This is a genomic window from Allobosea spartocytisi (genome assembly GCF_014764685.1).
GTDB lineage: Bacteria > Pseudomonadota > Alphaproteobacteria > Rhizobiales > Beijerinckiaceae > Allobosea > Allobosea spartocytisi.
On sequence record NZ_JACXWY010000016.1, the window covers coordinates 63,220 to 88,566 of the forward strand.

Genomic DNA, 25,347 nt, shown 5'->3' on the forward strand with positions numbered 1-25,347 from the left:
TCAGAGATCCGCCATGCGGCGCAGGCCGACGAGCCGATCGCCGATCGCGAGCACGGCGATGGAGAGCAGGATCAGCAGCGTCGAAATCGCGGCGATGGTGGGGTCGGGGCTTTCCTCGACATATTGCAGCATCTGAATCGGCAAGGTCTTGGTCCAGGCGTCGGTGAAGAAGATCGAGATCGGATAATTGTCCATCGAGGCGAGAAAGGCGAACATTCCCGATGTCAGGAAAGCCGGCGCCAGAGACGGCACGAGCACCTTCAGGATTGCCTTCGGATAGGTCAGGCCGAGCGTACGCGCCGCGTCGATCAGCGTGAAGTCGAAGAGCGAAAGCGAGGCGAAGACGGTTCGGACCACATAGGGCAGGGTGATGACGATATGGGCAAGGATCAGGCTCGCCCAGACGTCCCGCAACCCGGCGGCACGGAAGCTCTCCAGCATGGCGATGCCGATGACCAGCCCGGGCAGCATCAGCGGCGAGACGAGGAAGGTGACCACCGCCTCGCGGCCGCGGAAATTGCCACGCAACAGGCCGATGGCGCACAGCGTGCCGAGCACGAGCGCGATCGCGGTCGATAGCGCGGCGATCTGCAGCGAGGTGAAGACCGCCGGCCAGAGATCGCGCGAACGCGCCAGCGCCTCGTACCAGCGCAGCGACCAGGACGGCGCGGGCAGGGTGAAGACCGCGCTGGACCCGAAGGAAACCGCGACGGTCACCAACAGCGGGGTCATGAGGAAGACGACCGTGACGGTTGCGAGCAGGGCGGTGACCCAGCCGGCGATCTTCTCGATCGGTGTCATTGAGCGCCTCCCAGTCGGCGCGAGAGCGAGGCGCTCGCGATCACGACGGCGACCGTCAGCGCCAGCAGTACGACCGCGGTGGTGGAGCCGAGTTGCTCGTTGCGCATGAACAGGAAGGAGCGGCCGGTCAGCGTCGCCAGTGTCTGGAAGCGGTCGCCGATGACCAGGCTCGGGATGACATACATCGAGGCCGCCATCGAGAAGACGAAGGCTACGCCGGTGACGATCCCGGGCAGCGAGAGCGGCAGCGCCACCTTGAGGAAGCGATAGACCGGCGAGGCGCCCAGCGTCGCCGCCGCTTCGCCGAGGCGCGGGTCGACGAGCTTCAGCACGGCGTAGATCGGCAGGATCATGAACGGCACGAAGATGTTGGCGGCACCGATGACGAGGCCGGCCTCGGTGAACAGCAGGCGCTGGGGCTCGCTCCACAGGCCTAGGCCCGTCATCGCCTGGGAGACGATGCCGTCGCGCCTCAGCACGATCTGCCAGGCGAAGGCCTTCACGACGACGCCGACCGAGAGCGGCAGGATGATCGCGACGAGGATCGCTGCCTGGGCGAAGCCACCCGCGCGAGCCAGCACGAGCGCCGTGGGATAACCGATGACGAGGCAGACGAGCGTGACCAGCGCTGCGCTGCGCAGCGTGTTGGCGAGGACGGTCCAGCTGAACGGATCGGCGAAGAAACCGACGAAGGAGTCCAGCCCTCCCGTTCCGAACAGACTGCGGCCCAGCAGGAAGAGCAGCGGCAGCCCGTAGACGATGGCGATGTAGAGGGTCGCCGGCAGCGCGAGCAGCAGCACCGGGTCGAGGCGGCGCGTGGTGCTCATGCGGCGTACCCTTCCGGGCCGGCCGGGTAGAGGAGCGTGTCCGCCAGCTTCCAGCTCAATGGCAGCGTGACGCCGGGCGCGACGCCGGACGGCACTTCATGGGCCTCGACCAGAAGCCTGCCGCCTTCCGGAGCCACGAAATGGAGTTGCACCCGCCCCCCCTGGAAGACGACGTCTCGGAGCGTCGCGTCGATGCGGTTCTCGCCCTCGGTTCCGACGGCGATGCGTTCGGGACGGACGCCCAGCACGACCGCGCTGCCGGAGATGAAGTTCCCCGGCGCGCGGATGGCCCCGGCGCCGGTATCGACATGCACGATCCCGGAGTCTTCGCTCGCGACCTTGCCGGGCAGGCGGCTCGACAGCCCGACGAAGTCGAGGGCGAAAGGCGTCGCGGGCCGATGGTAGATCTCGGCCGGCGTGCCGAGTTGCTCGATGCCGCCGCGATGCATGACCGCGATACGGTCGGACATGGTCAGCGCCTCGTCCTGGTCGTGGGTGACGAAGATCGCCGTCGTGCCGACCTCGCGCAGGATGCGGCGCAAGTCGATCTGCATCGCCTCGCGCAGCTTGCGGTCGAGAGCCGAGAAGGGTTCGTCGAGCAGGAGGAGCTTCGGACCGACCGCGAGCGCGCGGGCGACGGCCACGCGCTGCTGCTGGCCGCCCGAGAGCGCCCTGACCGAACGGTCCGCGAAGGCGCCCATCTGCACGAGATCGAGAAAGCGCGCGACGGTGGGCGCGATCGCGGCGGCCGGGGCGCGGCGCGCCTTGAGTCCGAAGGCGACGTTCTCCGCGACGGTCAGATGCGGAAACAGCGCGTAGTTCTGGAAGACGACGCCGACATCGCGCCGATGGGGCGGCTTGCGGGTGATCTCATCTCCGTCGAGCACGACCTTGCCGGTGTCGGGTGGCATCAGGCCGGCGACGATCCGCAGCAATGTGGTCTTGCCGCAGCCCGACGGGCCGAGCAGCGAGATGAACTCCGCCTTCCCGACCGACAGGTCGACGCCGTCCAGCACTGTCGCGGCGCCGAAGCGCTTGCCCGCGCCGGTGATGTCGAGGAAGGCCGTGGTCATGACAGATCCCGCTCAGGCCGTGAGTGTGTCGGCCATCCTCCGATGCCAGCGGCGCAGGGGATGGCCATCGAAGGCAAGGGATCGATCAGATCGCCATGTCGCGGTCCCAGCGCTTGATCCAGTCGTTGCGTTGCGCGGCAACGTTGGCCCAGTCGATCTGGAAAATCTTGACGTCCGCACCCAGCCCCTCCGGCTTCGGCACCGCCTTGTTGGTGGCGAGCGAGAAGGTCGGTCCGGCGAGCTTCCCCTGCAGCTCCGCGCCAAGGAGCTCGTTGACATAGGCGAAGGCGAGCTCCGGCTGCGGCGCGCCCTTGATGACGGCGATGCCGGAGGGCATGGCGAAAACGCCTTCCTTGGGTGCAGCCAGATCGATCGGCGCGCCGGCGGCCTTGCGCTCGAGGCAGTAGGACGACATGGCGGGGCCGATCAGATGGGCCTCGCCCTGCTCGAGCAGGTTATAGGCCTGCGGCTGCTGGGTGTAGATCGTGAGCAGGTTGGCCTTGAGGGTCGCGAGCTTCTTGAAGCCGATATCAGTGTCCTTCTGCGCGGCATCGAGCGAGGCGCCCGTCAGCAGGCCGGCGGCGAACAGGATCGGCAGCCCCTCCGTATTCTGCAACGAGGGGATGATCACGCGGCCCTTATACGTCGCATCGAACAGCTCGGCCCAGGAGACGGGCGGCGCCTTCACCGCGGTCTTGTTGTAGGCGATGCCGAGCCAGGGCTGGAGATAGTTCGCCCACATCCCGTCCATATGGGTGGAGCCGGGCAGCAGATCGGCCATGTTCGGCGCCTTCGCCGGCGTCAGCGGGTCGAGCAGCCCTTCCTTCACGGCCAGGATCATGACGGGGTCGTCCATCTGGACAACGGACATGTATTGCCGGTCCTTGTTCTTCTGCATCTTCTCCAGATTCACGAGCGAACGCGTGCCCTCGAAGATAACCTTGCAATTATACTTCTTCTCGAAGGCGGGGACGACGATCTGCTCGACCCAGGGCTTATGGCCGGCAGCGCCGCCGACGACGAGCTCCCTGGTCTGGGCGCGCAGAACGGACGGCATGGCGATCAGCGCGGCGGTGCCGGCGAGGATGGAACGGCGGCTCGGGCGGGCAAGGGCGAAGGCATCCATGATCGGTCCTTTCGGCAAAGAGTGCGCAATCCCTTCAGCAACCGGCATGCCAAGGTGGCCGTCGACAACGTCGTCTCAATAAACTTGTGTTATAGCAATCGGTTAGATCAATTTCCTGGCGTCGCCGATGGATCGGGCGATGCGCCCGCGAAAGGCTATTTTGTGCACAATAGCGCTACTATTGTGCTTCATATTCACATGTCCTTGCCGAAAGAACGGGCAGCGTCACGATTGGCGTTTCGGTGTGCGGAGGCGATAATCGCGACATGAACGAAGGCGATATCCACGCGATCCTGACACGGGTGCTGCGCGCCGGCCGGCTGCCCGGAGGCGTCAAGCTGGGCGAGCATCGGCTGGCCGATATCTTCGGCGTCAGCCGCGAGCGGATCCGCAAGGTGCTCCACCGGCTCGGTGCCGAGCGGCTGCTCGACATCATCAAGAATCGCGGTGCCTTCACGATCGAGCCCGATCTGCGCGAGAGCCATATGGTCTACGAAGCCCGGCGCATTCTCGAGAGCGGCATGGCCGCGCATCTGGCCGAAAACCTGAGCGAGGCGCAGATCGCGCGGCTGCGCCGGCATGTCGAAGCCGAGGGGGAGGCGTTACGCCAGGACGACCAGCCGACATGGCAGCGCCTATCGGCCGAATTCCACTTCCTGCTCGCTGAGATGACGGAGAATCCGCTGGTGCAGCGGCAGGCGCACGAACTGATCAGCCGCACGCTGATGCTGGTGAAGCGTTACGAGACCACCGCCGGATCGGCCTGCGGCTGCGAGGAGCATCGCGCCATTTTCCGGGCTCTGGCGGCGCGCGAGCGCGGAAAGGCCGTCAAGGCGATGACGACGCATCTTTCGCTTGTGGAGACGCGCCTGCGGCCGACGCTCTGCGAAGCGGTGGGGCCATCGCTCGACGACGTTCTTCGCGAGGAGATCGCCCGGGAGTCGCGCGAAGCGACGATCGCGGCAGAGTGAGGAAGCCGATGTCTTATGATCTGATTATTGCCGGCGGCACGGTCGCGACCGCCTCCGACACCTTCAACTGCGATGTCGGCATTCGCGAGGGACGTATCGCCGCGCTGGGCCACGATCTCGGCGCGGCAGATCGCAGAATCGACGCCTCCGGCAAGCTCGTGCTGCCGGGCGGCATCGACAGCCATGTCCATATCTCGCAGCCGAGCGGCGAGGGCATCGTCATGGCGGATGATTTCGCTAGCGGCACGCTGTCGGCCGCGTTCGGCGGCAATACGACGGTGATGCCCTTCTGCGTGCAGGAGAAGGGCACGCCGCTGCGCCGGACCCTTCGGGAATACCACGCCAAGGCCGAAGGCTGTTGCTATACCGACGTCTCCTTCCATCTCGTCATCTCCGAGCCGAGCGAGCAGGTGCTGGGCCAGGACCTGCCGGCGCTGATCGAGGATGGCTACACCTCCTTCAAGGTCTTCATGACCTATGAGGGGCTGGCACTCGCCGATTACGAAATGTTGCAGGTCATGAGCGTGGCGCGCGAGACCGGCGCGCTCGTCATGGTCCATGCCGAAAACTACGACGCCATCCGCTTCCTCACGCAGCGCCTGGAACAGGGCGGCAAGATCGCGCCGAAGTTCCACGGCACCTCGCGGCCCATCCCGGTCGAGCGCGAGGCGACGCATCGGGCGATCTCGCTCGCCGAGCTGATCGATGTGCCCGTGATGATCGTCCATGTCTCGAACCGCGAGGCGATGGAGGAGATCGCCCGGGCCCGCTCGCGTGGCCTCAAGGTCTATGGCGAGACCTGCCCGCAATATCTGGTGTTGACCGAGGCGGACATGGACGGGCTCAACATGGAGGGGACGAAATATGTCTGTTCGCCGCCACCGCGCGACCATGCCAGCCAGGCCGCCTGCTGGGAGGGGCTCCAGAACGGTGTCTTCCAGACCTTCTCGTCAGACCATTGCCCGTTCCGCTATGACGATCCCGCCGGGAAGCTCAATCCGAAGGGACGCACCTCCTTCCGCTGGGTACCCAACGGCATCCCCGGTGTCGAGACGCGCCTGCCGATCCTGTTCTCCGAAGGGGTCGGCAAGGGCCGCATCAGCCTGAACCAGTTCGTCGCGCTGTCGGCGACCAATCACGCGAAGATGTACGGGCTGACGAAGAAGGGCTCGATCGCGGTCGGCATGGACGCCGACATCGCCATCTGGGACCCCGAGCGCGAGGTCACGATCGGCCAATCCCTGCTCCACCATGGCAGCGACTACACGCCCTATGAGGGGATAGCGGTCAGGGGATGGCCCGTGACGACGATCGTTCGAGGGCAGGTCGTGGTCTGCGACGGCGTATTGGAGGCACGACCCGGCGCGGGCAGGCATGTCGCAAGAGACCGTTCCGCTTTTGCTCGCCCCGCCGGCTGAAACGGGCGTGGGCGCCACAAGCGCAATCCTTTGCCGCAGGCCCTTTGTCGATGCTAGGCGGGTTCCAGAGGGCGCGTAATAGTGCCCCGTTTCGGGCGACAGACAGCCTTCGCGGTCGCGCGAGGCGGAAGCCAGCCGCTCATCGCTCCGCGACCGAAACGCGCCTATTCTGACTTCGCTCGCGGCGCCGCCGGATCTGGGAGGCCATCTCGCTCGTTATGACGATATGGAGCCTCGCAGCCGGAGTCGGGCGGGCTCTCAGGAGTGAAAGCGATGTCCGGACATGCTCTTCTGAACGCACAGACCGTCGAGGACTGCATCATCGACCAGGGCTGGGAGCACTACACCCCTGAGGACCACGCCATCTGGGGCGTGCTGTTCGAGCGCCAGCAGCGGACCCTGCGAGGCCATGTCTGCCAGGAATATCTCGATGGTCTCGCCGCGCTCGGCATCGGCCCCGAAGGCGTGCCGAATTTCGCGCGCATGAACGAGCGGCTGCGGCGGCTGACCGGCTGGGAAGTCGTGGCGGTGCCGGGGCTCATCCCCTCGCGTCCCTTCTTCCAGATGCTTGCCAACCGCCAGTTTCCGGCCGGCACCTTCATCCGCAGCCGCGAGCAGCTCGACTATCTGGAGGAGCCCGACATCTTCCATGATGTCTTCGGCCACGTGCCGCTGCTGACCAATCCCGCCTATGCCGACTATATGAACGAGTACGGCCGCATCGGGCTTGTCGCCGTCGAGACCAAGGGGGTGAAATTCCTCGCCCGCCTCAACTGGTACACCATCGAGTTCGGGCTGATCCGCAAGCCCGAGGGCATCCGCATCTATGGCGCGGGCATCGTCTCGTCCTTCGGCGAAGCGAAATATGTGGTGGACGACCCTTCCGCCCACCACCTGGCCTTCGATCTCGAGCGCGTGCTGCGCACCGGCTATTACATCGATGATTTCCAGGCGACCTATTTCGTCATCGATCGCTTCGAGGATCTGTTCGACCTGCTCAGGGGCAGCGATTTCACCACCCGTTTCGACGAATTGCGCACCCTGCCGGCCTACACGCCCTTCGAGATCCTGCCGCAGGACGTGGTCGTCCGGAAAGGCACCGGCCATTTCTGGCGCGATTTCCCGGCCACGAAGACGAAGCTGAAGTGAGGTTCGTCTGTCACCTGCCGTTCAGGATGCCGGCGAGGACCCCACACGGTTCGTGAACCGCCCAGCCCGGAACTCTTCGATGGATCCCGGGCCAAGCCCGGGATGACCGCGTGGTTCCAAGAAAACCGAGCATGCCCTCAGAGGCGCGTTTCTAATCGAGGATCGCGGCACCAAAATTCCGCTGCGCGTCGATCTCGGCGACGAGCCTGCCGGTCGGCGTCGCGGCCGGGCCGCCTTTGCGCGGCAGCCAGCGGCCGGAGCCGGGCCTGGCGTGCAGCGTCCCCTCGGCCACGACCTCTGCACCCCGCACGAGAACGCGCTCCGGCCAACCCGTCACACTGCGGCCCGCGAAGGGCGTGAAGCCGGTCAGGTCGTGCATCGCCGCATCGGTGATGGTTACTTGCTTGCCAGGATCCCAGATCGCGATATCGGCGTCGTAGCCGGGCAGGAGTGCGCCCTTGCCCGGCAGGTTGTAGATCGCGGCGGGAGCGGTCGCGGTCAGGTTGACGAAGGCGTCGAGCCCGCGTCCGGCGAATTCGGGCCGGCCCTTCGAGACGAGCGCGTCGAAGAGCAGGGGCAATCGCGTCTCCAGACCGGGAAGGCCGTTGGCGATCTGCTTGAAATTCGGGTTCGGGCCGGCCGAGAGCTTGCCGGTCTCGTCGAAGCGATAGGGCGCATGGTCCGAGGAGACCGTCTGGATGTCGCCGAGCGCCAGGGCCTGCCAGAGCGCGTCCTGATCCGACTCTTCGCGCGGCGGCGGCGAGCACATCCATTTCGCGCCTTCCAGGCCGGGCTTGTCGAGATCGTGCCGGGTCAGGAAGAGATATTGCGGGCAGGTCTCGGCGAAGACCTTGAGACCGCGCCCGCGGGCATCGCGGATCGTTTGCGCGCCCTCGGCGGTCGAGACATGGAAGATCATGATCGGCTGGTCGAGCAGTTCGGCCGCCGTGATCAGGCGGTTGAAGGCCTCGGCCTCGGAGCCGCGCGGATGGCTGATCGCGTGGTATTTCGGCGCGACATAGCCCTTCTCGACGAGCTTCTTGCCCATCCAGGAGATCATGCCGTGGTTCTCGGCGTGTACGCAGACCAGCGCGCGGTTCTGCCTGGCGGTCAGCAGCAGATCGAGCAGCGGCTCGTCGTCGACCTTGATCAGGTCATAGGTCATGAAGACCTTGATCGAGGCATGGCCCTCACGGATCAGGGCCGGTAGATCCTCCCGGATCGTTTTGGCGTCCGGGTTGGCGACGATGAGGTGGAAGGCGTAGTCGATCAGCGCGCCGCGCCGGGCGAGGGCCGCGTAATCGTCGACGACCTTGCGTAGATCGAGGCCGCGATGCTGGGCGGCAAAAGAGATCAGCGTGGTGTTGCCGCCAAAAGCGGCCGAGGTCGTGGCGCTCTCGAAGGTGTCGGCGTTGAGCAGCCCGCCGGCCGAGACCTGCTCGACATGGGCATGGGTGTCGATGCCGCCGGGCAGGACGAGCTTGCCGGTCGCGTCGATCTCGCGGGCGCCTGCCGCGAGGCCGAGGCCCAGAGCGGCGATTTTGCCGTCCTTCACCGCGACATCCGCGCGGAAGCTGCCGGTCGCGGAGCCGATCGTGCCGCCGCGAATGACCAGATCATAGTTCGCCGTCATCTGCCTTCGTCCTTCCTAGCGCACCATCAGCGTGCCGATCGCCATGGCGACTGCGGCTTGCGTCGGGTCGATCACGGGGATCCCGAGGGCATCTTCCAGCGGCCTGCGGTGGCGCGCCATGCCGGCGCAGCCCATCACGATGGCGCCGGCGCCGTCCTCGTCTCGCAGCTCCCGTCCGATCGCGATCATGCGTGCCAGCGTGCCTTCGCCGGAGGCGCTCTCCGCCACCGACATTTCGAGCGGCCGCTCTCCCGCCAGCCGGTCCATCAGCCCCATCTGGCGGAGATAGCGGAGATGGCGCGGAATCGAGCGCGACTTAATCGCGATGACGCCGAAGCGGTCCGCCCGCGTCAGCGCCGTGAGCACACCGCATTCCGCAATGCCGAAGACCGGGCTGGCCGTGCCCTCGCGGGCGACGTGCAGGCCGGGATCGGAATAGCAGGCGATGACGAAGGCATCGACGTCGTTGGCGGCCTCGACCCGGCGGCGCAAAGGCAGGGTCACGCTCTCGACATGCTCCTGCGTCTCGATGCCGATCGGTCCCTCGGCCAGCGTCTCGCAGACGATCTCCGGACCCTCGGCGAAGGCGAGCGGCACGAGCGCCTGCCGCAGCCCTTCCGTGACCGCTTCGTTGGAGTTGGGGTTGATGACGAGGATGCGGGGGCGGCGATTCATCGCGGATGATCCGAAGTGGCGGGCCTGTGGTTCAGCATGGCATTGCGCGCCGATTCAGGCGACCTCACGCATCACCCAATCGGCCAGGATGGTGCAGGCGGCAAGGAAATCGTCGATCTCCATGGCCTCCAGCGGGTTGTGGCTGCCGTGCTCGTTGCGCACGAACAGCATGGCGATGGGCACGCCGGCGGCGGCGAAGGCAGCGGAATCATGCGATGCCGGGCTGCCGAGCGGCATCGTCGCGATGCCCTGCCGGGCGGCTGCGGCTTCTAGACCGGCGACGATGACCGGATCGACCGGCCCGACGGCGGCGCTGGCGCGCGCGCCTAATTCAAAGGTGACGCGCCGACGCGTCTCGATCTCGCGGATTTCCGCCAGCATTTTCGCTTCGACGCGTTCCAGCACGGCGGGATCATAGGCGCGCACGTCTAGGCTGAAGGCGAAGCTGCCGGGAACCGTCGTCAGGCCGTGGACGGCGGGATCGGTGTGGAAGCGGCCGAGCGTGACGGCCATCGGGAAGCCGTTGGCCTCTTCCTCCTGCCAGAGCCGGTCGAGCATTACCGCGAATTCGGCACCGGCCATCGCGGCATCGCGGCGGAAGCGGCGGGGTGTGCCGACATGGTCGTGCCGCCCGACGATGCGCGCATCGGGATAGCGGAAATTGCCGGGCACGCCGGTGCAGATCGCGACCGGCAAACGGGATTCGACGAGGCTCGGCGCCTGCTCGATATGGACTTCGAGGAAGGCCCGGATCGTGGCGGGATCGAGATGGCGCTCGCGCCGGCGGATCGCGGCGGAATCGCCGCCACTGGCATCGATGCTGGCAGCGAGCACGCGGCCATCGTCGATGCGCTTCGCTTCGAGCGCGCCATCCGGCAGCGTGCCGAGCGCGGAGCGGCTGCCGATATAGGAGACCTGGAACCAGACGCTTTCCTCGGCCCTTACGCCCATGGCGGTGACGTCGCAGCGCGGCGCGATGCCGAGCGCGCGCAAGGTCTCGATGACGACGAGCCCGGCCACGACGCCCGCCGCGCCGTCGAAATTGCCGCCATGCGGGACGCTGTCGAGATGCGAGCCCATCAGGATGCGCGGGGCCGAGGCGTCGCGGCCTTGCAGGGTGACATAGCTGTTGGCAGCGAAGTCATGCGAGACGGCGAGCCCGCGCGCCTTGCCGTGTTCCGCCAGCAGGCGGTGGCCGAAATCCTCGCCTGCGCCGTAGGTGTCGCGCGTGACGCCGGGTTCGTCGCGGCTGCCGGCAGCCAGCCGATCGAAGAGGGCGGCCACCCATTCGCGTTGGGCGGCGACGGCCTGGGCGATCGCCGTATCAGCGTGGGGCGTCCTGGCTGTTGCAGTCATCTCGATCCGGTGGGCTGTGGTTTGCGGCCCCATCACGCGCCCAGCCGTGAAGCGGCGGTGATCGAGCCTGCGCGGTGTCTCATGATACGTGTCGCCGGCAGCCGGCACCAAACCTTGGGCCAGCGTGCCTGGCCAGACAATGGTGCCATCTATGCGGATTTCCGGGGTGTCATTCGTGCGTTGAATAGCACGCGCGCGCTCAGCCGGGGCCGAGCTTGGCTGCGGTTTCGGCGGCGATCAGCCTGACCTCGCGCAGGAAGGCATCGGCGGCGCGGGAGATCGGGCGCTTGCGCGAGCGTACGGCCGAGGCGGTCACCCGGGACGCGGGCGCGAAGGGTCGGATGGCGAGGTCGTAATGGCCGCTGAAGACCGGCGAGAGCGGATCGACCACGGCGACACCGACGCCGCTTTCCGCCAGCACGCAAGCCGTGTTGCAGTAGCGGACCTCGACGGAGAAGCGGTGGGGCACATCGGCCTGGGCGAAGGCCCGCCGGACGATCGTGCCCATGCGGGTGCCCTGTTCGAGTGCGATATAGGGCACCTCGCGCAAATCCTCCGGGGTGACCGTGGCCTTGGCCGCCATGGGATGGTCCGGACGCATGACGCAGACCATGTTGCCGGTGAAGAACGTCTCGGCATCGAGCCCGCGATCATCGTCCAGCCCCATGACGAAGCCGAGCTCCGCCGTGCCGTTCTCGACGCTTTCCAGCACATGCTCGAAGCGCCGGACGTCGAAGGAGACCCTGACCTTCGGTCGCTTGACCAGGAAATTGCGCAGCGCTGCCGGCAGCACGCCATAGCCCAGAGGCGGCGTCGCGATGATGCGAATATGGCCGGCGCGATTCTCCTTGATGTCCTGCACCCTCGCCTCGAGGGCCGCGTGCAGGGTGAAGATCGGCTCGGATTCCTCGTAGAGCGTGCGCGCCTCGGCGGTCGGGAACAGGCGGTTGTTGACGCGCTCGAACAGCGGGAAGCCGACCTGGCTTTCGAGATGCTTGATCGCGTTGCTGACGGCCGGCTGCGACAGCCCCAGTTCCTGCGCAGCACGAACCGTCGTCTCGCAGCGGACGACCGCCCGCAGAAGCTCGATCTGGCGAAGGTTCATATGATCGGTCCAAATAGAGTGTGCCCACACTATTCGGTCAGCAAATCATATGCCAGCTTTCTGACTCTTGAGACGTGCTCAGGCCCAGCGCAGGCTGGGCGGCGAGAGCTCGTCGACCGAGCGCCCGGCCCAGTCGAGCGAGGAGGCCTTGGCGAGCGCGCGCCGCTGCGCCTGTTCCAGCCCATCGGAGGCGGCCTGATAGTCCATGGTCAGGACCTTGCCGTCGGCGACGACCTGCTTGCCCTGCACGAAGACATGAGACACGGCGCGGTCGGCGGCCGCGTTGATCAGGCTCTTCAGCGGATCACGCGTCGGGCGCATCATCGGATGGGTGAGGTCGACCATGACGAGGTCGGCCTGCGCGCCCTTGGCCAGGCGGCCGATGTCGTCGCGGCCGAGCAGCTTGGCGCCGCCCAGCGTCGCGGCGCGGAAGACCTGTCCGGTCGTCACCACCGCATGGCTCTCGCCGGTGATGCGGGCATAGACGCCGGCATGGCGCAGCTCTTCCAGCATGTTGTGCGGGAAGGTGTCGGTGCCGATGCCGATATTGACGCCGGCCTTCAGGTAGCGGCCGAGATCGCGCAACGTGAAGCCGCGGCGGCCGAAGACGGTCGGGCAATGCGCCACCGAGGTGCCGGTCTCGGCGAGCCGGGCGAGATCGGTCCTAGTCGGCCAGCGCACCCAGGGGTGGTCGTCGAGGAAGATGGCGTGGGCGATCGAGGCGTTGGGCGCGAGGAAGCCGACGTTGTCCAGCCACTGGATTGGCGAAAGCCCGCTGCGGCGGACCATCTCGTGGAACTCGCTGATCGACTGGCCGGCATGGGTCTGGATCGGGATGTTGCGCTCGTTGGCGGCGGCGATCGAGGCGCGGAACAGCTCCTCCGTGCAGGTGTCGATCTGGGCGGGGCAGGCGAGGCCGGAGAGCCGGCCGGATTCATGGGCGAGCGCGGCGTCGATCACCTTGAAGGCGTCTTCCATCGCCTTGCGGCCGGCGGCATCGTCGAGCTCGTATTCGACCTGATAGCCGTTGCGGGTGAACCAGCGGCCGTTGCGGTACATCGGCGCCATGACCATGCGCAGGCCGGAGGCCGCTGCGCGGTCGAGCCAACCCTCGCTCGGGAAGGAGAGGTCGACCAGTGTCGTGGTGCCGGACATCAGCAGTTCCGACCAGGCGACATGGTTGAGATGCGGGATGCCCTCGGCATCGGCACGGAAGAGCCAGAGGAACTCGTAGAGCGACGAGTTGTAGAGCTTCGGCGTGCCGACCTCGTCGGTCATGCCCTTGTTGCCGGGCTCGCTCGACGGATGGGAGTGGATGTCGACGAGACCGGGCATGACCATGAAGCCAGCGCCGTCGATCTCGCGCGCGACCTCGCCCGTGAAGCCACCGCCGAGATGCAGGATGCCGCCCTGGTCGAAGACGACATCGAGATTGCGGCGATAGACATGGTCGTCGGAGGCCGGATCATAGGCGATGACGATGTCGGCGTTGCGGATGCGGGTGATCATGATGCGGTCGCTGGTCCTGCTCATCGAGGTCATCCCGGACAAGCCGCGTCAGCGGCGCCGATCCGGGATCCATGCCTGAGCCGTTCCGGCATGGATCCCGGGTCTCCGCTTCGCTCCGCCCGGGATGACGGCGGAGCGAGAATGGCCGGGCTCAGCCGGCTTTCTTTTCCTGCGCGAGGAAATGCTCGGCGATCTCCTTGCCGGTCGCGATCCAGACATCGCCATAACCGCGGGCCCGCGCCAGGAAGTCGCGCATGATGCCGATGCGCATCGGGCGGCCGGAAACCTGCGGGTGCATCACCATCGAGACGAGACCGCCCCATTCGCGGGTCTGGTCGAGCTCGTCGTTCCAGATCGAAAGGACATGCTCCTTCGGGAACATCGGACGCGGGCTGAAGCGCTGCGACAGGCCGTAGAGCCAGTCATCGAAGGACATGTTGACCGGCAATTCGACCGGGCCCTTCGAGCCGTCGCGCAGCGTGTGGCGATAGGGCCGGATGTCGTCGCGGAAGGAGGAGGAGTAGACGATGCCCTTCTCGCGGAGATAGCCGAGCAATTCGTCATAGTTCTCGCCCGAGGGCGCGCGGTAGCCGACCGGCGTGACGCCGAGGATGCGCTTGAAGATATCGAGCGTCTTGTCGATCTCCTCCTTGTCGACGGCGAAGTCAGCGGGGTCGGGCCGCTTATGCGAGTAGCCGTGATGGCCGACCTCGTGCCCGTCCTTGACGATGGCCTCGCACATCCCGGGATGGACCTCGACGACCCAGCCGGGGATGAAGAAGGTCGCCTTGATCTCCATCGCGCGGAGCTGATCGAGGATCTTCGGAACGCCGACCCGCTCCTCGTAACCGCCGAAGGAGAGCGTCACCAGCCGGTCGGTGTTCTTGGCGTCGTATTGCAGCCAGGCCGTCTCGGCGTCGACGTCGAAGGCGGGGAACACCGCGCATCGGTAACCGGCCGGCCAGGGATAGTCCGGGGCCGGGTCCGAGAGATTGGCGATGCGGTGGGGGAAATCGGTCAGCATGACAGGCGTCTTTCGCGAGAAAGCGCCCCACCTCGGAGCGGGGCGCGATGGGAGCGGTTGGTACTCGGGTTCAGTTCTTGGTTTCGCCGTTGATCATGAGCTTGTCGACCTTGGCGTCGGCCAGCTCCCATTTCTTCAGCACGGCGGCATAGCTGCCATCGGCGAGCATTTCGGCGAAGGCCTTGGCGACGGCGTCGCGCAGTTCGGTGTCCTTCTTGGCGAAGGCCAGGCCCTGGTAGACGGTGGTGAAGGGCGTCCCCAGGATCGCGTAGTTCCCCGGCTCCTGGCCCATCAGATAGGGCAGGGTCTCGCTGCCCTGGACGGCGGCGTCGAGCCGCTTCTGCCGGAGCTGGGTGCGTGCGTCGGCCGAGCCTTCCGTACCGACGATCTGCAGTGCAGGCTTGCCCTTGGCCTCGCAGTTTTCCTTGCTCCAGCCTTCCATCTCCTTCGGGAAGGAGGTGCGGCGGCTGGCGCCGACCTTCTTGCCGCAGAGGTCCGCGAGGTTCTTGAACTCGTCCTTGCGGTCGGCATTGGTGTAGAACTGCGCGCCGGAGGCGAGATAATCGACGAAGTCGAGCGTTTCGCGACGGCTCGGCAGATCGCTCATGCCGGACAGGATCATGTCGACGCGGCCGGTGGTCAGCGCCGGGATCATGCCCTCGAAGCTGATCTCCTCCCATTTGATGGTGATGCCGAGCTTCTGCGCGATCGCATTGCCGAGATCGATGTCGAGGCCGGTCAGCGTGCCGGTCTTGGGGTCCTTGAACTCCAGCGGCGGGTAGTTCGGCACATTGGCGACGGAGAGCGTCTTCTTCTCGAGGATGCGTGCCGGCAGGCTCTGGGCCTGGGCGAGGCCCGTGGCGGCGCAGAGCGCGATGGCCGACAGGCCGAGCAGGATGGATGTCTTCGACATGGCTTTCCCCTTTTTGATCAGTGTCTGACGGCGTTGATGAAGGCTTTGGTGCGCGTTTCCTTGGGATCGACCAGGACCGAGCGGGGATCGCCGAGCTCGACGATCTGGCCCTGGTCCATGAAGGCGACGCGGTGGCCGACATCCCGGGCGAAGCCGAGCTCATGGGTGACGCAGATCATGGTCATCCCGGTCTCGGCGAGATCGCGCATCACCTTGAGCACCTCCGAGACCAGTTCCGGATCGAGCGCCGAGGTCGGCTCGTCGAAGAGCAGCAGTTCGGGGCGCATCGCGAGCGAACGGGCGATCGCGATGCGCTGTTGCTGGCCGCCGGAAAGCTGCGAGGGATAGGCGTCACGCTTGTCGGCGAGGCCGACGCGCTCGAGCAGGGCGAGCGCCCGGGCGGTCGCCTCCCTGGCCGACTCGCCCAGCACCTGCACCGGTCCTTCGATGATGTTCTGCAGGGCTGTCAGATGCGGGAACAGGTTGAAGCGCTGGAACACCATGCCGATCGAGCGGCGCTGGCGGGCGATGGCGGCATCGTCAAGCTCATAAAGCTTGTTGCCCTCGCGGTGGTAGCCGACGCGCTCGCCGGAGACCCAGAGCGCGCCGCCATCGATGCGCTCGAGCTGGTTGATGCAGCGCAGGAAGGTGCTCTTGCCCGAGCCGGAGGGGCCGATGATACAGAGCACCTCGCCCTTGGGGATCGCAAGGTCGATGCCCTTCAGCACCTTGAGTGTGCCGAACTGCTTCTCGACCTTCTGGGCAAGAACGAGCGGGGCGCCGGCGAGATGGTCGGGGTCGACCGTCCGGACTTCGGAGAGGGCGGTCTGGGTCAGGATGTCGGTCATCGTGCCAGCCCTCAGCGCTGCGCCGGGGCGGCGACGCCGCGGGCGTAATAGGCCTCGATCCGACCCTGGATCAGGCTGAGGACGGTGACGACGACCAGGTACCAGATCGCGGCGACGATCAGCAGCTCGATGACCCGCGAATTGGCGTAGTAGATGTTCTGCGCGCTGTGCAGGATCTCGGCGAACTGGATGACGCTCGCCAGCGAGGTGAGCTTCACCATGCCGATGAACTCGTTGCCGATCGGCGGCACGATCACACGCATGGCCTGAGGCATGATGATCCGCCGCAGCAGCTTGAGCCGTGTCATGCCGAGCGTCTGGGCCGCTTCGTACTGGCCGTTGTCGACGGAGAGCAGGCCGGCGCGCACCACCTCCGCGGTGAAGGCGCCCTGCTGGATGCCGAGGCCGAGCAGTGCCGCGACGAAGGGCGTCATCACCTCGACGGTCTTGAACGAGAACAGGCCGGGTATGCCGATGGTCGGGAAGACCAGCGCGAGATTGAACCAGAGCAGCAGCTGCAACAGGGCCGGCACGGCCCGGAAGAACCAGATATAGCCGACCGCCGTCATCGAGAGCACGGGATTGGCTGACAACCGCATCACCGCGAAGACGACGCCGAGCGCGATGCCGAGCAGCATCGCCAGGATCGCCATGACGATGGTGTTGACGAGGCCGGTCATGATGGCCTGGACGGTCAGGAACTCGGCGACATAGTTCCACTCGATCTGCCCGACCGCGAAGGCGCGCACGATCGCGGCCAGCGCGAGGCAAACCATGGCGGCGCCGATGATCCTGCCGAAATGCCGGCGGGGAACGATGATGAGGTTGTCGGATTCAGCGATCATCTTGCCTCGATGGCTTCAGGTCGTCGGAAGGCGATGAGCGGGCGCGGGCATGCCGGGGCGCTGTCCGATCTTACCGGAGGGGAACCGGCTTGCGAGGCGGCTTCCCATGGCGCGTCTATGATTTATCCCGCTGCTGTATTCGCCTGCCTTATAAGCGGAGCCTGCGACGGCCTTCACGGGCCGTCGCCCAAGAGCCCGCTCACTGTCCGGCGTCGATGGAGGGTTCGGGAAGGGCCTGCCGCTCGAGGCCGAACTTCTTCAAGGCCTGCTGGTAGGCGCCGTTCTTCATGACGGCCGCAGTCGCCTTGGCGACGGCGTCGCGCAATTCGGTGTTCTTCTTCTCGAAGGCGAGGCCGAAGAGCGTCTTGTTCAGCGGCTCGCCGACGAAGGCATAGGTGTTCGGCTCATCCGCCATGAGATAGGCGACGTATTCGGGTCCGAGCACGGCGGCGTCGAGCCTGCCCTGCTTGAGATCGAGCCTCGTCGCCGTGGCGCCCGCCGTGCCGTTCACGGTGATCGCCGGCTTGCCCGCGGCGGCGCAGTTCTTCTCGCTCCACGCCACCGTGACCGGCATGTAGCTCGTGGTGCGCGGGGCCCCGACGGTTTTGCCGCAGAGATCGACATTGCCCTTCAACTCGCCCGCCTTGGCCGCCAGCGCGAAAGGCTGGGCGCCGGTGGCGAGGTAGTCGACGAAGGTGAGCTTGTCGCGTCGGGAGGGCAGATCGCTGATCGCGGTGCCGATCATGTCGATGCGGCCGGTGGTCAGTGAGGTCATGAGCTGCTCGAAGCTCATCTCCTCCCATTTGACCGGGACGCCGAGTTCCTTGGCGATCGCGTTGACGAGCTCGACATTGAAGCCGATGCGCTCGCTCGTCTTCGGGTCCTTGTAGGCCATGGGCGGATAGGTGCTCTCGATGCCGACCACAATGTGCCCGGCCGATTTGAGCGCGGCGGGCGGCGCGATGCCGGCTTGCTGAGCGGCGGCCGGCACTGCGGCCACGAGGCTGAGCGCCGCTGCCAGGGCGGTTGCCGGAAGATGTCGGTTCACTGAAATCCAGGCGGTCATCGTCGTTCCCCGTTTTGTCGGCTTGCGAGATCGCCGGCCGCGAAGGCAGAACGATCCGCAGGCGGGCGCCGTTGTGGCGCCGCGGCGATCTTAGCGGGAGCGTTTCGGAACGGGGCGCGAGCCGGTGGCGTCGGGCTATGATTTATGTCCGGCCGCTATTCGGCGCGCTTATATGACGCGGCGGGCCCTGAGGCACGCCGGCTCGCCATGAGCCGGATAAATCAAGGGGATCGGAAAGCTGGAGCGGGTACCGGGAATCGAACCCGGGTATTCAGCTTGGAAGGCTGCTGCTCTACCATTGAGCTACACCCGCGACCGGCGCCAAATTCCCCATCATGGCAGTGGAAGTCAAGCGTCCAGCTCGCGCGTTCCGGCTCTCGGACCGGCTTCTGCACCTGTATGGCGTGCCGGGGCCGAAGAACGGCCGCCAGTGGCCGGAACGGATATGCTGCAGGAAAACGCAACCGCGGCTGGGCAGGCAGCGTCAGATGTGTCCGTCGAGCTGGGATCGGTCGCTTTGAAGAGCCGGCGAACCGCCTGATGCAGGCCTCGCCTCAGTGCCGGCCATCGCCTTGTTCACGACGATCAGCCGCAAATAGGGAGCTTTCGGAGGCATCCGATCCCGTGACGTCTCCGTGACGGCGTTCGCACGCCTGATCCTGGCACGCCGAAGTGCTGCAGAAAGCTTGCTTCCGGGTTTCATTCACTTGATTTCCAGCGCCGCGCCTGAAGCGTTTCAGAACGGATGGCGGAAAACATCCCCTATTTGGAGGAGAGGCGCGAAATGATTCGCAGGATCGCCGGGCTGGATCAACCCAACTGGCGCATGCCCAAGGATCGCCTGGATAAGGATCGTCTGGATCGAGCATGAGCCGGCGCCCTGGTCATCCAGGCGGCGCTGCCGGCATGAATGCGCTTGCCGCTGCGGACCCGGCCCGCCCACGACGGAGAGGCAGGGGAGTGCAGCTTGGTTCGCGCTCGCTCAGAAGCCGAAGTTGAAGCCGGCCTTGAGGATATCGCCCGTCGTGCGGCTGCGCATGGATGCATATTGGCCGGGCGCCAGCCCCGTGAAGTCTCGCAGGGGAAGCTTCTGGTTGCCAAGGTCGTAGTGGGTGTAGTCCAGCCGGATCGTCGTGCCGGGCAGGATCGCATATTCGACTCCGCCGCCGAGGGCCCAGCCACTGGCCAGCGGCGAGCGCGAGCCGGAGGCGCCTGAGACTGCGGCCGGATTGTCCGGCGTGATCAAGCCCTTCTGGTCCAGGAGGCCGTAGGCATAGCCACCGGTGCCGTAGATCAGGAAATCGCCGAGCACGAAGCCGGCGCGGGCCCGGACCGTGCCAAGCATCGAGAGTTCGGTTTCCGCCTTGGTCGTAAAGCGCGTGCCGCCGGGATTGGCGGAAGCGTTCTGGCTTCCGCCCAGACGGGTGGCGGAGAGGTCGGTCTCGGCGCCGATCACCACGGCGCCGATCTGGTAGTTGAAGCCGAACTGCGCGCCGCCGACCATGCCGTTGCCGTCCGGCGACAGCCGGCCGGGCAGCGCTGCCGGATCGATGGCGCTGGGAGCAGGAACCGGGGCGCCAAAGACGGTCGTGTTCGTGATGACGGTCGTATTTGTGACGGTGGTCTGCGTCGTCGGGAAGGACGAGGTCGGAAGATTGGTGGTCGTTGTTGTTGTCGCCGTTGTTGTCGCAGTTGTCGTCGTGTTCGTGCTCGGTATCACCGTCGGGCTGCCATAGGGGCCGGCGACCGAGGTTCGCCCGTTCTGGCGCCCGGCGCCGAGGGAGCCGCCGACATAGAAGCCGGTCCAGCGCGGCCGTTCCGGCAGGAGCATCGGCACGGCCGGCGCCATCGCCTGCTGCTGTGCCGGGGGAAGCGGCGGCGTGTAGGCCGGCGCCCGGCGCGGGAAGCTGTGGGCCGGGGCGACGCCGCGCGGTGTGTAATCGGCGCGGCGCATGCGAGGCTGCGCGGGCAGGGCCGGGCAGACCGGGCAGGTCTGTGCGACCTGGACGCGGTTGCGGCTCGGGGCCGCTTCAGCGAGCCGGATGGCGGCCTGGACATGCGACGACACCGGGTAGAGCCGCGCATAGAGCTTGAAGGATTCGGCGTCGCCGGCCAGCACCGTCTCGGCCCAGGCCCGTTCCTCGGTCCGCTGGGAGAGGATGCGCTGCAGGCGCAGGGCGCTCTGGTCGTCCAGATCAGCGGTGAGCACCGTCCCGTAGATGTCCTGCCGGTCCCAGGCGATGGCGGTCCGCGTGGCGTCGGCCGGCGACATCCCGCGCAGCGCGGCTGGCGTCGGGCGTGCCGCGAGCGGCACATTGCCGGCCATGGCTGTCTGCGCCGGCGCGGCGCTGGCCTGCCGCGGGAAGAAGGCGAATTCGGTGATGAGCGAAGAGGTGTCCCAGGGAATCTGGACGCCGTTGGTCGTGTCATAGACCGCCAGGCGGATGCGCCGGAAGATCTGCTCGACCGGCAGGCCGGGCTCGCGGGCCTCCTTCAGGAAGGCCGTGGTGAAGGGGCTGTTGGGGCCGGTGCCGTCGGCCGCAGCGGAGCCCGGAGAGGTGGCGAAGGCGACGAAGGTGCCGCTGCCGGAATCGACGCGGGCGAGGCCGGCCTCGCTGCGGACGCCGTCATTGGCACCGTCGACGATCTGGAGGGCGAGGCCGCGGGACAGTTCGCGTCCAGCAAAGGGATTGTCGCGACAGGCGTCGAGAATGGCGATCTTGGACTTGGCGCCGGCGCCATCGAGACGGCGCAGGATCTCGCTCAGAGACAGCGCCTGGCTCGGGATATTGGCTGAGGTTTCGGGGCGGATATCCGTGGGTAGGATATAATTGGCGCCGTCGAGCTGGACGGCATGCCCTGCATAATAGACCAGCGCCGTCGTATCGGGACCGCTCTTCCTGACCTTGTCGATGAAGACGTCGAGCGCGCCGCGCAAGCCGGCGAGCGACAGGTCGAGAGCGGGCGTGATGTCGAAACCGGCATCCTGCAGCATGGCGCGGGTGGCGCTGGCGTCGTTGAGGGCGTTGGGGAGCTTGGTGACGTTGGCATAGGCGCCGTTGCCGATAACGAAGGCGTAGCGCTTCTGCTGTGCGAAGGCCGGGGTCGCGCCCAGGCCGAAGGCCGCGAAGGCCGTCGCCGCCATGACGCAGAGAAACGCGTGAGCCCAGGCCTGGATCCGCATCCTCGTGTCCCTTGTGGTGTCAGCGAAACGACTCGCAAGGACTTGTGTGGCGTCTGCGATTCCCGACGGCATCCGCCATATGATGGAGCTTGCGCTCCACCGCAGGCGAAGCAAGCCGAAACAAGGCCGGGCAGAGGCTCGTTGCTATTCGCGGCCGGCTGGATATTGCCGAGTGTTTCCGGAAGCTTGGTCTTTGACCCTAGGGCATTGTCTCAACCGAAGGCGGCGTATTGTGATGTTTTTGCCATAGGCCTGCGCCTTGCTTGGCCTCGCCTTGGGAGATGGCGCCGGACGCTCCTTCAAATGGATGAAGCGCAGCACGCGGCCATAGGCTGCAATGCGGGTCGCGATGATGAGCGATCCAGCGATCAACCCTTACGACGCGGTGGCCTATCCGGCGCATTCCTTTGCGCAGACGCACCCGTCGCGCCTGGCGACGATCGCGCATTTCCACGGGATGCAGCCGGCGTCGCCAAAGGCGATGCGGGTGCTGGAACTGGGCTGCGGGCGCGGCGGCAACCTGATCCCGATGGCGGTGCAACATCCCGGAAGCCGCTTCCTCGGCATCGACCTGAGCGGGGATTCGATCCGGCAGGCGAATGCCGGGGCAGCCGAGCTCGCGCTGTCGAACATCGCCTTCGAGCAGCGCGACATCCTCGCTGTCACGGCCGAGATCGGCGCCTTCGATTACATCATCGTCCACGGCGTCTATTCCTGGGTGCCGGACCCGGTGCGCGAGCGGATCATCGCCCTGTTCGGCGAGCTGCTGGCGCCGCAGGGCGTCGCCTATGTCAGCTACAACGCGCTGCCGGGCTGCCGCTTCCGCGATATGGCGCGCGATATCATGCTGTTCGAGACGCGCCACATCGCCGATCCGCGCGAGCGGGTGCGGGTCGCGCGGGCGGCGCTCAAGGCCTATGCCGAGGCCAGCGATCCGGAGAACTATCACGGCGCCATTCTGCGCCAGCGGCTGCAGCAGATCGAAGAACTCGCCGACAACGTGCTCTACCACGACGATCTCAATCCGATCGCGCGGGCTTTCGCCTTGCACGAGGTGCTCGATGCCGGCGTGCGGCACGGCCTGCAATTCCTGGCGGAGGCCTCATTTCCCAACCTGTACGGCGCCTCGAAGGGGCCGGCGCAGCGGATGCTGGCGGAGATTCCCCTCGATCAGCCGCTGCGGCGCGAGCAGACCATCGACCTGCTGATCGGCCGGCCCTTCCGCGAGACGTTGCTGTGCCGGGCGCAGGTGCCGCTGCGCCGGGGCGTCAGGGCGGATTCGTTACGGCCCTATTGCCTTGCCGCGGATGTCCAGCCGGTGCAGGAGGACGCGGAGGAGCAAGGGCCGGGCGTCGAGCGCTTCGCCTTTGCGGAAGGCGTCAAGCTCTCGGTGGATCTGCCGGCCTGCAAGGCGGCCTTGAGAATCCTGGGAGCGGCCTGGCCGGCGAACATGGCCTATGCCGATCTCGTCGCGCAGGCGCTGGACGTTGCCGCCGCCGAGGCGGGAGCGGGTTTCGATCGCGATCGCGAGACCGCGCGGCTGGAAGAGGCACTGACCGCGATCTTCAAGGCTGGGCTGCTCGATATCAGGCTCGAACCGCCTCCGCTCACGACCATCATCACCGAAAGGCCGCAGGCGAGCCGGGTCGCGCGCTGGCAGGCCGCGAATGCGGCCGAGGTGACCGATCTGCGCCACCGCACCGTGCTGCTCGACAGTGCCGTGGTGCGGAAATTCATCTGCCTGCTCGATGGCTCGCGCGACCAGCGCATGCTGCTCGCCGACATGAATGCCTTCTTCGGCGAGGCGCGCGCAGCGAGCATCGTCGAGCCGGGCCTGCCCGAGCGGGCGACGGCGGAAGAGGTTGCGATGCATCTCAAGGACGTGGCGCGGCTCGGGCTGCTCCATGGCTGACGATTGTCGCGCGCAGCGGTGCGGCGTAACCTTGCGTCAATGTGAGGTGGAGCGCGGATCGTCGGGATGAGCGAGCGCTTCCGGCAATTCCAAGTCGCGTTTCCGGAGGAAGCCTGCCTCGCAGCGCTGATGCGCCTGCGCCATGGCGGCACGACCATGGCCTGCCCGGCCTGCGGCCGGCCGGCGACCTTCGAGCCGCGCCCGAAGCTGCGCGGCTTTTCCTGCAACCATTGCAACTACATGATCCATCCGGCGGCCGGCACGCCGCTGGAGAGCCGGCGCATCTCCCTGCAGCGCTGGTTCTTCGCCGTGAAGCTAATGGCCGAGCCATCGGCGAAGGCGGCTGTCACGGCCTTGACCCGCGAGGCGGGCCTGCCCCAGCTCGCAGCCAAGCGCCTCGTCGACGAGTTGACCGCACTCGGCGAAAAGGGCGGTCCCTCCTGGCTCCCCGCCTTGCGCGAACTTGTGACCGGCAGGGGCGAGCCGCAAGTCGCTTCTGCCGCCGTCCTGCCGATGCGGCCGCAGGCGCCGGAACGGCCTGTCCCTCGGCCGCCAGCCCCGCCGCCGCTGCCCCGTCCGGTCGCCGAGGCCAATGTTCCGCGTGCGCCACCGCTGCCGCGCGAACCGGCGATGCCGAAGGCGCCGCAGCCGTCATCACCATCTCCGCCGCCTGCGCCACGGACAGCGCGACCGGAGCCCGAGGCTCCCGCTGCCGCTCCGAAGAAGGCGTTCTCGGGCCGCATGGCGATGGCGGGCATTGCGGCGGGCGTCGTCTGTGTCGTCGCGGCCATCGTGGGGCTGGCCTATGCAAGGCTGCAGCAGCAGGACAGGCCGCCGGACAATACCGAATTCGCTTCGGAGCAGGTGGTCCCGGCGCTGAAGGATGCCCCGGCGCGGCCGTCCTTGATCCTCTCCTCCGTCGAGCAGGATCTGGAGGGCGCGCGGCAGGCGGCCCAGTTCGCGCTCGACAACGATCCTTCGCTCGCCAACATCAAGGCGCAGGACGACGCGCCGACGCAGCAGATCCCGGTCAACCAGTTGCAGTTGCCGTCCAACATCCTCCTGGTGCCACCCAAGGCGCAGGGCAGTGTGCCGGCGCCGGCGGCGCCGGCGGGGCCGGCCTCGCCAAGCGGAGCGCCGCAGCCGCCGCCGATGATATCCAGCGGCGACCCGGACCAGGTCCTGACCTTCGGGCCGATCAAGATCCGCCGTCATCTCGTCGACACCATCGTGCGCGCGAGCAAGGTCGTCGGTGCCGATCCGACGCTCTTGATGGCTGTCGCGGACAAGGAATCTTCGTTCTCGACGGCGGTGAAGGCGCAGACCTCTTCGGCGACCGGGCTCTACCAGTTCATCGAGCAGACCTGGCTCGGCGTGATCTACGAATTCGGCGCGAAGCACGGGCTCGTGGCGGAAACCAAGCTGATCGGCAAGTCCGGCCGGCAGTTCGTCGTCACCGATTCCTCGCAGCGCCAGCGCATCCTCGACATGCGGCGCGAACCCTATATCTCGGCGCTGCTGGCGGCGGAGATGCTCAAGCGCGACACGTTGCGGCTCGAGCGGGCGCTCGGCCGCCATCTCACCGGCGGCGAGATCTACCTGATCCATTTCCTTGGGCCCGATGCCGCGCAGACCTTCATCGAGACGATGGAGGAGACGCCGGGCGTCAAGGCCGCGGAGCTCCTGCCGAAGCCGGCGCAGGCCAACCGGCCGATCTTCTACGTCGATGCCGGCGGCGAGACCAAGACGCTCTCGGTCTCCGAGGTCCACAAGAAGTTCAACGATATGATCAAGATCAGGCTCGACCGCTACAGCGCGGTCAGGCCGACGATGGGGGCGGGCATCGCCCGGCCGCAGCTGAAGAGGTGATGGCCTTGATCGTGTGCCTCTCGCCGCGGGCAATCCCGCGCGC

20 protein-coding genes and 1 tRNA gene are annotated in these 25,347 nt (G+C 66.8%); 5 read left to right on the forward strand and 16 right to left on the reverse strand.

Features of this window, described 5'->3' with window-relative positions; translation table 11 throughout:
- The 4 genes from IED13_RS21230 to IED13_RS21245 all read right to left on the reverse strand — a co-directional run bounded on the left by IED13_RS21230 (window position 1) and on the right by IED13_RS21245 (window position 3,827).
- The gene (locus IED13_RS21230; RefSeq protein ID WP_191125377.1) at window positions 1-801 is read right to left on the reverse strand and encodes an ABC transporter permease; all 801 of its coding nucleotides are present in this window, start codon (window positions 799-801) and stop codon (window positions 1-3) included.
- On the reverse strand, window positions 798-1,628 hold the full coding sequence (locus tag IED13_RS21235) for an ABC transporter permease (protein ID WP_191125378.1): 831 nt from the start codon (window positions 1,626-1,628) through the stop codon (window positions 798-800). The genes IED13_RS21230 and IED13_RS21235 overlap by 4 nt, the downstream gene beginning before the upstream one ends.
- Entirely contained in the window at window positions 1,625-2,701 is a 1,077-nt protein-coding gene (locus tag IED13_RS21240; protein WP_191125379.1) for an ABC transporter ATP-binding protein, read from the reverse strand. The genes IED13_RS21235 and IED13_RS21240 overlap by 4 nt, the downstream gene beginning before the upstream one ends.
- Before the next feature lie 85 nt (window positions 2,702-2,786).
- Entirely contained in the window at window positions 2,787-3,827 is a 1,041-nt protein-coding gene (locus IED13_RS21245; RefSeq protein WP_191125380.1) for an ABC transporter substrate-binding protein, read from the reverse strand.
- A gap of 266 nt (window positions 3,828-4,093) precedes the next feature.
- Between IED13_RS21245 and IED13_RS21250 the strand changes: the two genes are divergently transcribed.
- The 3 genes from IED13_RS21250 (at window position 4,094) to phhA (ending at window position 7,365) form a co-directional block, all read left to right on the forward strand.
- Complete coding sequence (locus IED13_RS21250) at window positions 4,094-4,798, forward strand: GntR family transcriptional regulator (protein ID WP_191125381.1); 705 nt, start codon at window positions 4,094-4,096, stop codon at window positions 4,796-4,798.
- Between the two features lie 8 nt (window positions 4,799-4,806).
- The gene (gene hydA / locus IED13_RS21255) at window positions 4,807-6,216 is read left to right on the forward strand and encodes a dihydropyrimidinase (RefSeq protein ID WP_191125382.1); all 1,410 of its coding nucleotides are present in this window, start codon (window positions 4,807-4,809) and stop codon (window positions 6,214-6,216) included.
- A 273-nt stretch (window positions 6,217-6,489) separates the two neighbouring features.
- On the forward strand, window positions 6,490-7,365 hold the full coding sequence (gene phhA / locus IED13_RS21260; RefSeq protein ID WP_191125383.1) for a phenylalanine 4-monooxygenase: 876 nt from the start codon (window positions 6,490-6,492) through the stop codon (window positions 7,363-7,365).
- Between the two features lie 151 nt (window positions 7,366-7,516).
- On the opposite strand, the gene hydA (IED13_RS21265) is transcribed toward phhA, so the two are convergent.
- The 12 genes from hydA (IED13_RS21265) to IED13_RS21320 form a co-directional block, all read right to left on the reverse strand.
- On the reverse strand, window positions 7,517-8,998 hold the full coding sequence (gene hydA / locus IED13_RS21265; protein WP_191125384.1) for a dihydropyrimidinase: 1,482 nt from the start codon (window positions 8,996-8,998) through the stop codon (window positions 7,517-7,519).
- A 15-nt stretch (window positions 8,999-9,013) separates the two neighbouring features.
- On the reverse strand, window positions 9,014-9,673 hold the full coding sequence (locus tag IED13_RS21270; protein ID WP_191125385.1) for an aspartate/glutamate racemase family protein: 660 nt from the start codon (window positions 9,671-9,673) through the stop codon (window positions 9,014-9,016).
- A 54-nt stretch (window positions 9,674-9,727) separates the two neighbouring features.
- The gene (locus IED13_RS21275; RefSeq protein ID WP_191125386.1) at window positions 9,728-11,029 is read right to left on the reverse strand and encodes a Zn-dependent hydrolase; all 1,302 of its coding nucleotides are present in this window, start codon (window positions 11,027-11,029) and stop codon (window positions 9,728-9,730) included.
- 199 nt (window positions 11,030-11,228) lie between these two features.
- Window positions 11,229-12,134, reverse strand: a complete 906-nt coding sequence (locus IED13_RS21280; protein WP_191125387.1) for a LysR family transcriptional regulator — start codon at window positions 12,132-12,134, stop codon at window positions 11,229-11,231.
- Window positions 12,135-12,212: 78 nt separating this feature from the next.
- Window positions 12,213-13,667 carry an amidohydrolase family protein gene (locus IED13_RS21285; RefSeq protein WP_191125388.1) on the reverse strand — a complete coding sequence of 485 codons (1,455 nt, stop codon included), beginning with the start codon at window positions 13,665-13,667 and terminating at the stop codon, window positions 12,213-12,215.
- 127 nt (window positions 13,668-13,794) lie between these two features.
- Entirely contained in the window at window positions 13,795-14,667 is an 873-nt protein-coding gene (locus IED13_RS21290) for a polysaccharide deacetylase family protein (RefSeq protein ID WP_133563457.1), read from the reverse strand.
- 70 nt (window positions 14,668-14,737) lie between these two features.
- Window positions 14,738-15,580, reverse strand: coding sequence for an ABC transporter substrate-binding protein (locus IED13_RS21295; RefSeq protein WP_113253594.1), 843 nt, complete (start codon window positions 15,578-15,580; stop codon window positions 14,738-14,740).
- A 17-nt stretch (window positions 15,581-15,597) separates the two neighbouring features.
- On the reverse strand, window positions 15,598-16,428 hold the full coding sequence (locus IED13_RS21300; RefSeq protein WP_191125389.1) for an amino acid ABC transporter ATP-binding protein: 831 nt from the start codon (window positions 16,426-16,428) through the stop codon (window positions 15,598-15,600).
- An 11-nt stretch (window positions 16,429-16,439) separates the two neighbouring features.
- Window positions 16,440-17,273, reverse strand: a complete 834-nt coding sequence (locus IED13_RS21305) for an amino acid ABC transporter permease (protein WP_191125390.1) — start codon at window positions 17,271-17,273, stop codon at window positions 16,440-16,442.
- A 199-nt stretch (window positions 17,274-17,472) separates the two neighbouring features.
- Window positions 17,473-18,321, reverse strand: a complete 849-nt coding sequence (locus tag IED13_RS21310; RefSeq protein ID WP_260368353.1) for an ABC transporter substrate-binding protein — start codon at window positions 18,319-18,321, stop codon at window positions 17,473-17,475.
- A 257-nt stretch (window positions 18,322-18,578) separates the two neighbouring features.
- Window positions 18,579-18,652: transfer RNA gene (locus IED13_RS21315), tRNA-Gly, on the reverse strand.
- Window positions 18,653-19,321: 669 nt separating this feature from the next.
- The gene (locus IED13_RS21320) at window positions 19,322-21,523 is read right to left on the reverse strand and encodes a caspase family protein (RefSeq protein WP_191125392.1); all 2,202 of its coding nucleotides are present in this window, start codon (window positions 21,521-21,523) and stop codon (window positions 19,322-19,324) included.
- Between the two features lie 352 nt (window positions 21,524-21,875).
- Between IED13_RS21320 and IED13_RS21325 the strand changes: the two genes are divergently transcribed.
- The gene (locus tag IED13_RS21325) at window positions 21,876-23,435 is read left to right on the forward strand and encodes a methyltransferase domain-containing protein (RefSeq protein ID WP_191125393.1); all 1,560 of its coding nucleotides are present in this window, start codon (window positions 21,876-21,878) and stop codon (window positions 23,433-23,435) included.
- 66 nt (window positions 23,436-23,501) lie between these two features.
- A complete protein-coding gene (locus IED13_RS21330; RefSeq protein WP_191125394.1) occupies window positions 23,502-25,304 on the forward strand; it encodes a transglycosylase SLT domain-containing protein in 1,803 nt (600 codons plus the stop codon).
- Window positions 25,305-25,347: the final 43 nt, after the last annotated feature.

Bases quoted from the DNA above. Each gene is read 5' to 3' on its own strand.
- IED13_RS21320 (WP_191125392.1), bottom strand. From the start codon at position 21,523: ATGCGGATCCAGGCCTGGGCTCACGCGTTTCTCTGCGTCATGGCGGCG.
- hydA (WP_191125384.1), bottom strand. From the start codon at position 8,998: ATGACGGCGAACTATGATCTGGTCATTCGCGGCGGCACGATCGGCTCC.
- IED13_RS21275 (WP_191125386.1), bottom strand. From the start codon at position 11,029: ATGACTGCAACAGCCAGGACGCCCCACGCTGATACGGCGATCGCCCAG.
- IED13_RS21280 (WP_191125387.1), bottom strand. From the start codon at position 12,134: ATGAACCTTCGCCAGATCGAGCTTCTGCGGGCGGTCGTCCGCTGCGAG.
- IED13_RS21270 (WP_191125385.1), bottom strand. From the start codon at position 9,673: ATGAATCGCCGCCCCCGCATCCTCGTCATCAACCCCAACTCCAACGAA.
- IED13_RS21285 (WP_191125388.1), bottom strand. From the start codon at position 13,667: ATGAGCAGGACCAGCGACCGCATCATGATCACCCGCATCCGCAACGCC.
- IED13_RS21250 (WP_191125381.1), top strand. From the start codon at position 4,094: ATGAACGAAGGCGATATCCACGCGATCCTGACACGGGTGCTGCGCGCC.
- IED13_RS21230 (WP_191125377.1), bottom strand. From the start codon at position 801: ATGACACCGATCGAGAAGATCGCCGGCTGGGTCACCGCCCTGCTCGCA.
- IED13_RS21305 (WP_191125390.1), bottom strand. From the start codon at position 17,273: ATGATCGCTGAATCCGACAACCTCATCATCGTTCCCCGCCGGCATTTC.
- IED13_RS21240 (WP_191125379.1), bottom strand. From the start codon at position 2,701: ATGACCACGGCCTTCCTCGACATCACCGGCGCGGGCAAGCGCTTCGGC.
- IED13_RS21300 (WP_191125389.1), bottom strand. From the start codon at position 16,428: ATGACCGACATCCTGACCCAGACCGCCCTCTCCGAAGTCCGGACGGTC.
- IED13_RS21330 (WP_191125394.1), top strand. From the start codon at position 23,502: ATGAGCGAGCGCTTCCGGCAATTCCAAGTCGCGTTTCCGGAGGAAGCC.
- phhA (WP_191125383.1), top strand. From the start codon at position 6,490: ATGTCCGGACATGCTCTTCTGAACGCACAGACCGTCGAGGACTGCATC.
- IED13_RS21290 (WP_133563457.1), bottom strand. From the start codon at position 14,667: ATGCTGACCGATTTCCCCCACCGCATCGCCAATCTCTCGGACCCGGCC.
- IED13_RS21245 (WP_191125380.1), bottom strand. From the start codon at position 3,827: ATGGATGCCTTCGCCCTTGCCCGCCCGAGCCGCCGTTCCATCCTCGCC.
- hydA (WP_191125382.1), top strand. From the start codon at position 4,807: ATGTCTTATGATCTGATTATTGCCGGCGGCACGGTCGCGACCGCCTCC.
- IED13_RS21295 (WP_113253594.1), bottom strand. From the start codon at position 15,580: ATGTCGAAGACATCCATCCTGCTCGGCCTGTCGGCCATCGCGCTCTGC.
- IED13_RS21325 (WP_191125393.1), top strand. From the start codon at position 21,876: ATGAGCGATCCAGCGATCAACCCTTACGACGCGGTGGCCTATCCGGCG.
- IED13_RS21235 (WP_191125378.1), bottom strand. From the start codon at position 1,628: ATGAGCACCACGCGCCGCCTCGACCCGGTGCTGCTGCTCGCGCTGCCG.